A 5,541-nucleotide genomic window follows, 5' to 3' on the forward strand; every position below is an offset into this window, starting at 1 on the left:
GCGCTGGGCGCGGTCCGGTTCGCGCAGCCTTTGGCGGCGACGCTCACGCTGGCTGCCGGTTGGGCGGTTTTGCTGCCCGTGTTGATTCTTTTGTCGCGACGCTGGGATGGGGTCCACACCAATGCGTGACTGCTTGTCAATCTGGAATAGTCCTTGCTAGGTAAAGGTCATACGACTTACGGATATTCCAGGGCTTTATCCATGACACGCCAAACCGAACACCAGCTCAGCGAATCGAGTTGGCTTCCCCAACGCGATGTTGCGACGATTGCAAGGCAGGCATGCTCCGACGCGATTCCCGTGTCTTCGACCGGCGCGCGGGGCGCCACGCCTCCCGCGACCTACTTCATCTCGGTGCTTGAACTTGCCACCGGCGAGAAGCTCGGTAATAACGAAAGACTTCGCGCTATCGCCATGCTCGAAGCGCATTTCGCCGCTGGCCGGCCCCGCACGCTGAACGAGGCGGTCCGGATCTGCGCGGGCGCGATCGATTCATCGACGCTTCGGCGCATGGCGCGTGGCGCTGGGGCCTGATCAGATGGACGATTTGCAGCGCAGACGCCAGGTATCGTCCGCGCGGGTCAGGGTGACTGCAGATAGCGGCTCCAGATCCATCCGATAAACCGTCGTAAGCGGTGCGTCCAGCACGACGGCAAGCACCACCTTGATTACGATGGCGTGCGTCACGATCACCGTAGTCCCGTCATCGCGCTGTTTGTCGAGCGCGCGTCGAACCCGCCCCTGAAGGGCCTCCAGGCTTTCGCCGCCATGCGCAGCGCTGTCCGGTTCCGACAACCACGCGCTCAATGCGTCGGTCTCCTCGTCGTAGATCTCTTTCAAAGAACGTCCTTGCCAGCGGCCATGATCCAGGTCGCTCCACTGCGCATCGGTCGACATTTCGATGCCAAACGTCCGTCCCGTTTCCACGGCGGCACGGGACGGGCTCGTGATGACACGGTCGGGCACATAAACCGATGCAAGCGCCGAAAGACGCGGGCGCTCGAGATGCTCGATCGGATCATTGAGCGTGGGAAACATGCCGGTTTTCATGGCGTGCGTTGCCGCGTGGCAAAGCAGGATCAGTTCGTTTTTCATGGTTTCCGGATTCGCTTCAATGATGCATTGCTTTACTTTCGGTGATCACATCTTAGAATGGCAAGCTTGCAGCGCGAGGAAGCCGGTGAAAACCCGGCACGGTCGCGCCACTGTAAGCGTGCCGAGTGCGTTTTCATCCTTGAATCAAGGTAAAAAAACCATTCGACGCATGCAAGTCAGACCCCCGCTGCAGCCTTTCTATTTTCTTACGGGACGCGCTTATCCCTCGGAGCTTTCATGAATCAAGCCAATCCAACGGCGAATCTGTCCGCCATGAATCCCGCATTTGATGCACCCGTACCTATTCCGGTGCGTGAGGTGCTGCCTTGGGCGGTGTTTATCGGTCTGCTTTTGTTGATCGCAATTTATTTCGTGGGCGCGGAGCAAGGCGCAACGTCGATCTTCCAGGGCATGTATATCCACGAGTTCGTGCACGACGGTCGCCATCTGCTCGGTTTCCCCTGCCACTGAGACCGTCCATGATCAGAAATCTCCTCATACGCGGCATGATCGCGGGGCTGGTCGCGGGCCTGCTCGGTTTCGGGTTTGCAAAAGCCTTCGGCGAGCCGTCGGTGGATCGTGCCATTGCATTCGAATCCCAGCAGGAACAGGCACATGAGCAGGCGGAAGCGGCGGCCGGGCATCCGCACGAACATGGCGACGATGTCGAACTGGTCAGCCGCGGCACGCAAGCGGGGCTAGGTTTGCTGACAGGCGTCTCGGTGTTCGGTACGGCGCTGGGCGGTTTGTTCTCGCTCGTGTTCGCGTTTTCGTATGCGCGGCTCGGTGCGTTGCGCGCCCGCGGAACGTCAGCATTGCTCGGCGTGTTCGGCTTTGTGACGGTTGCAATCGTGCCGTTCCTCAAGTATCCGCCGAACCCGCCGTCCGTGGGAAATCCCGAGACGATTGGCGCGAGAACGGCGCTCTTTTTCGGCATGGTCGCGATCTCACTCGTGGTGGCCGTGTTCGCGGTGCGGTTTCAGCGCCGCATGCAGCCGACACACGGCAACTGGAATGCGTCGCTGATTGCGCTCGCGGGTTACATCGTGCTGATGGGGCTCGCTTACGCTGCGTTGCCATCGATCGATGAAGTACCGGCGAAGTTTTCGGCGACCTTGTTGTGGAATTTTCGCGTGGCCGCAATCGGCATTCAGGCGGTGATCTGGACCACGCTCGGTTTGTTGTTCGGCGTGCTTGCACAGCGTGAAGTGGAACGTGTGCCCGCGCGGCGTGTAGCAACGGCTTGATCGATTAAGATTCTTGGTAAGAGAAGGGCGGCTCGCGAGCCGCCCTTTTTCATGCCGCTGCTTTTCTGGCCAGCAAGGCAGGGAAGAGGCCGAGCTTGTCGGCGTCGGGCAATGTCTTCCATGCCTTGATCTCTTCGCGGCTTCTGAAGCAGCCTTCGCAATAACCCGTGGTTTTATCGAGGCGGCATACGTCCGTGCAGGGTGAACCCACGGGCTGAAGCTGGCTCGCACGTTCGATGGTGAATGCGAGTTCAAGCGGCGTTTTTACAGGTGTTTCCAAAGGCATTGTCATAGCGGTTCGCCACGGAAAAGGGCGGCGGCTGCCGCCGGATTCGTCGGCCAGTAAGTGTGCATGTAGGTCGCGGTAATCGGGCCTTGCTGGTAGAAGGCTTCGCCTTCCTTGCCCGTGGTTGCGTGCGTTGCGTTCAGGACAGGTGCCATGTCGGTCGTCACTGACGAGTAATGGAATGTGTGCCCTGTACTGACGCCGTGACGGCTTTCGATGCGCTGCATAGCGAGGCGGGAAAGGCGCTTTTGCATCTTCGCGTGGCCGGGTAAGAAGCCGAGCATGGTGTGCTTTGCGCCATCTATATCGGTCAGCGACTCGAGAAGATACAGCATGCCGCCACATTCGGCGACCACCGGTTTTCCTGCTCCGACATGCGCGCGAATCGATGCCGCCGTCGTCGCATTCGCGGCAAGGCGCGCGGCGTGGAGTTCGGGATAACCGCCCGGCAGATAAAGCGCATCGGCATTGAACGGTTCATCGGCCAAGGGAGAAAAGTGCGACAGCGTTGCGCCCATCGATCTGAGCAGATCGAGATTGGCTGGGTAGATGAACGAAAACGCCGCGTCACGCGCAATGGCAATATGCAGACCTCCGAGCAGACGCAGTGGCTGTTCGCGAGGTTCATTGGCGAAGTCAACTGAGGGAGGCAACTCGCGCAACATAGTCTCACCGATAGCGTCCGCGGCGCGATCCAGCCGTGCATCGAGGTCCTCGACTTCGGCCGCTTGCGTCAGACCGAGATGACGCCCGGGCAGCGCGACGTCGTCCATGATCGATACATGTCCGCAATAACGCACGCCCTCGGGAATCGCTTCGCGCAGCATTTGCGCGTGCCGCTCGGATGCCACGCGGTTCGCCAGCACCCCGTAAAACGGCAGGTCGTCACGATATCGCGCGAGCCCGAACGCCACCGCGCCGAAGGTCTGCGCCATGCCATGCGCGCCGATCACGGCCAGCACCGGTACGCCGAATGTCGCGGCAAGATCGGCGCTGCTGGGGGTGCCGTCGAAGAGACCCATCACGCCTTCAATCAGGATCAGGTCGGCCGTTTGCGCGGCTTCTGCAAGCAACGCGCGGCAGCCGCGCTCGCCGACCATCCAGAGATGCAATGCATAAACGGGCGCGCCCGATGCGCGTTCGAGGATCATCGGGTCGAGGAAATCCGGGCCGGTCTTGAACACGCGCACACGCCGGCCGAGCCGTCTGTGATAGCGCGCAAGCGCTGCGGTCACGGTGGTTTTACCCTGGTTCGATGCAGGCGCGCTGATGAATAAAGCAGGACAGGCGCGCACGTCAGAACTCGACGCCACGTTGCGCCTTGACCCCTTGCTCGCGATACGGATGCTTGACCGGCCGCATTTCCGTCACGAGGTCGGCCGCTTCGACCAGCGCTTCGGGGGCATGACGGCCTGTCACGACCACATGCAGCATCTCGGGCCGTGCGTTGAGCACGCCGAGGACTTCATCGAGCGGCAGGTATTCGTATTTCAACACCGTGCAGAGTTCGTCGAGCACGACCATCTGGTACTCGCCGCTTTCGATCATGGTGCGCGCCGCGTCCCAGCCCTTGCGGGCGGTGGCGATATCGGCGTCGCGATTCTGCGTGTCCCAGGTGTAGCCGTCGCCCATCGTCACAAAGTCGCAATTGGCGATCGCGCCGAGAAAATCGCGTTCCGACGTATGCAGCGCACCCTTGATGAACTGCACGACGCCAAGCCGCATGCCATGGCCGAGCACGCGCACGGCCATGCCGAATGCGGCCGTGGTCTTGCCTTTGCCCGTGCCCGTATTGACGATCAACAAGCCTTTTTCAATCGACGCCTGCGCCTGCTTTTTCTCGTGGCCTTCCTTGCGACGCTGGGTCATGCGCAGATGCGCTTCTTCGTCCGTTTTCATTACATTCTCTCGTTGTCTTTCTGTTGATTCGAGTTGTCTTCGGCAATGGCGACAGTCACGCCATCCACTGCGATCTTGGGCCGTACGATCCGTCCGTCGCGCGACGCCAGGAGCGCACACGGTTCGCAGACGCCATCGACACCGATCAGTGTCCGGACGCGTTCCGATGCTCTCGTCTCGACTTGCGACACGCGGTCCTTCGAAAAAAATTCGATCGGCAGGTGGTGAAGGGCGGCGAATTCGAGCAAAGCGGTTTCATCCTGTTTGCCGTCAATCGATGCCAGCGCGCGCACATGCGTGATCGGCTCATTGCCAAGCGCCGCGCAAACCGCCGCATCGATCTGCCCGATGCTCACGCCACGCCGGCAGCCTATGCCGATCACCCATGCGCTCAACGTCCCGCTCCATCCGTGCGTTCCAGACGCGCGGATAGAAGCTTGCAAATACACTGCGGATCAGATTTCATGTAAGACGATATATTCATTACGTCCTTCATCCGTCCCTCGCGGATGCGGCGTCCGGCGCGTCCATGACACGCCACTTGCGCTGGCCGGTATCCGGGCTTGGCGACCGCATTCGCTTGCGCCTTCCCGCTTTGGCAAGCAGTGGCAATGAAGCAAATGTGCGCACGGGTTCTGTTAAACCAATTCGAACCGGCGCGGGTCGCGTACCGTTGCGGGGACAGCACAGGTTTCTTGCATGCAGGCGCGCTGAGGATAAACGCTCTTGCATCCTGTTTCCCGTTTAACTACGCACGCAGGAAAAGCGCGCGTGAGCACCAGACGCGAGCCAAAGATAGCACACGGAGGCGTGCCGGCGCTTGGATTTCCATTGCTCGCCAACTGGCCGTAACCTTGACTGCAAGGCTTCACCGGCCTAGACTTGGCGCAGTTTTCTGGTGCTCGCGCGCGGTCTCTCTCTGTGCGCAGTTAAACGGGAAGCAGGGAGCGCCGCCGGACACTCGTGCGCGCCAACCTGCGCTGCCCCCGCAACGGTAAGCGAAAACCGCGCAGA

General features: G+C 60.7%; 8 protein-coding genes and 3 riboswitches. Of the genes, 3 read left to right on the forward strand and 5 right to left on the reverse strand.

Going from position 1 to position 5,541, the window contains the following annotated elements; all coding sequences use genetic code 11:
* Nucleotides 1-201 precede the first annotated feature (201 nt).
* Nucleotides 202-534 carry a hypothetical protein gene (locus tag ACRXB1_RS28935; protein ID WP_375508598.1) on the forward strand — a complete coding sequence of 111 codons (333 nt, stop codon included), beginning with the start codon at nucleotides 202-204 and terminating at the stop codon, nucleotides 532-534.
* Here the strand turns inward: ACRXB1_RS28935 and ACRXB1_RS28940 are convergent, their stop codons facing one another.
* The gene (locus ACRXB1_RS28940; protein WP_449493977.1) at nucleotides 535-1,095 is read right to left on the reverse strand and encodes a histidine phosphatase family protein; all 561 of its coding nucleotides are present in this window, start codon (nucleotides 1,093-1,095) and stop codon (nucleotides 535-537) included. It lies immediately after the preceding gene.
* 52 nt (nucleotides 1,096-1,147) lie between these two features.
* A riboswitch (cobalamin riboswitch) is annotated at nucleotides 1,148-1,301 on the forward strand.
* A 31-nt stretch (nucleotides 1,302-1,332) separates the two neighbouring features.
* Here ACRXB1_RS28940 and ACRXB1_RS28945 point away from each other — a divergent pair.
* Nucleotides 1,333-1,566: a CbtB domain-containing protein gene (locus tag ACRXB1_RS28945; RefSeq protein WP_062171235.1), complete on the forward strand. Its 234-nt coding sequence runs from the start codon at nucleotides 1,333-1,335 to the stop codon at nucleotides 1,564-1,566.
* Nucleotides 1,567-1,574: 8 nt separating this feature from the next.
* Nucleotides 1,575-2,342 carry a CbtA family protein gene (locus ACRXB1_RS28950; RefSeq protein WP_449493978.1) on the forward strand — a complete coding sequence of 256 codons (768 nt, stop codon included), beginning with the start codon at nucleotides 1,575-1,577 and terminating at the stop codon, nucleotides 2,340-2,342.
* Between the two features lie 49 nt (nucleotides 2,343-2,391).
* Here ACRXB1_RS28950 and ACRXB1_RS28955 read toward each other — a convergent pair whose 3' ends face one another.
* Genes ACRXB1_RS28955 through ACRXB1_RS28970 form a run of 4 tightly spaced genes read right to left on the reverse strand, consistent with a single transcriptional unit; the run spans nucleotide 2,392 to nucleotide 4,922 of the window.
* Nucleotides 2,392-2,634, reverse strand: coding sequence for a DUF1289 domain-containing protein (locus tag ACRXB1_RS28955; protein WP_178391865.1), 243 nt, complete (start codon nucleotides 2,632-2,634; stop codon nucleotides 2,392-2,394).
* Entirely contained in the window at nucleotides 2,631-3,923 is a 1,293-nt protein-coding gene (locus tag ACRXB1_RS28960; protein ID WP_449493979.1) for a cobyrinate a,c-diamide synthase, read from the reverse strand. The genes ACRXB1_RS28955 and ACRXB1_RS28960 overlap by 4 nt, the downstream gene beginning before the upstream one ends.
* A gap of 1 nt (nucleotide 3,924) precedes the next feature.
* Entirely contained in the window at nucleotides 3,925-4,527 is a 603-nt protein-coding gene (gene cobO / locus ACRXB1_RS28965; RefSeq protein ID WP_174364529.1) for a cob(I)yrinic acid a,c-diamide adenosyltransferase, read from the reverse strand.
* Nucleotides 4,527-4,922, reverse strand: a complete 396-nt coding sequence (locus tag ACRXB1_RS28970; RefSeq protein WP_062171227.1) for a cobalamin biosynthesis protein — start codon at nucleotides 4,920-4,922, stop codon at nucleotides 4,527-4,529. Before ACRXB1_RS28970 ends, cobO begins: the two co-directional genes overlap by 1 nt.
* Nucleotides 4,923-5,058: 136 nt before the next feature.
* Nucleotides 5,059-5,326: riboswitch (cobalamin riboswitch) on the reverse strand.
* A gap of 93 nt (nucleotides 5,327-5,419) precedes the next feature.
* Nucleotides 5,420-5,541: riboswitch (cobalamin riboswitch) on the forward strand. This riboswitch is flagged as partial in the annotation.

The sequence above is a fragment of the Caballeronia sp. M23-90 genome (genome assembly GCF_053574605.1).

Coding starts and splice junctions, on each gene's coding strand:
- ACRXB1_RS28950 (WP_449493978.1), top strand. CDS start 1,575: ATGATCAGAAATCTCCTCATACGCGGCATGATCGCGGGGCTGGTCGCG.
- ACRXB1_RS28955 (WP_178391865.1), bottom strand. CDS start 2,634: ATGACAATGCCTTTGGAAACACCTGTAAAAACGCCGCTTGAACTCGCA.
- ACRXB1_RS28940 (WP_449493977.1), bottom strand. CDS start 1,095: ATGAAAAACGAACTGATCCTGCTTTGCCACGCGGCAACGCACGCCATG.
- ACRXB1_RS28945 (WP_062171235.1), top strand. CDS start 1,333: ATGAATCAAGCCAATCCAACGGCGAATCTGTCCGCCATGAATCCCGCA.
- ACRXB1_RS28935 (WP_375508598.1), top strand. CDS start 202: ATGACACGCCAAACCGAACACCAGCTCAGCGAATCGAGTTGGCTTCCC.
- cobO (WP_174364529.1), bottom strand. CDS start 4,527: ATGAAAACGGACGAAGAAGCGCATCTGCGCATGACCCAGCGTCGCAAG.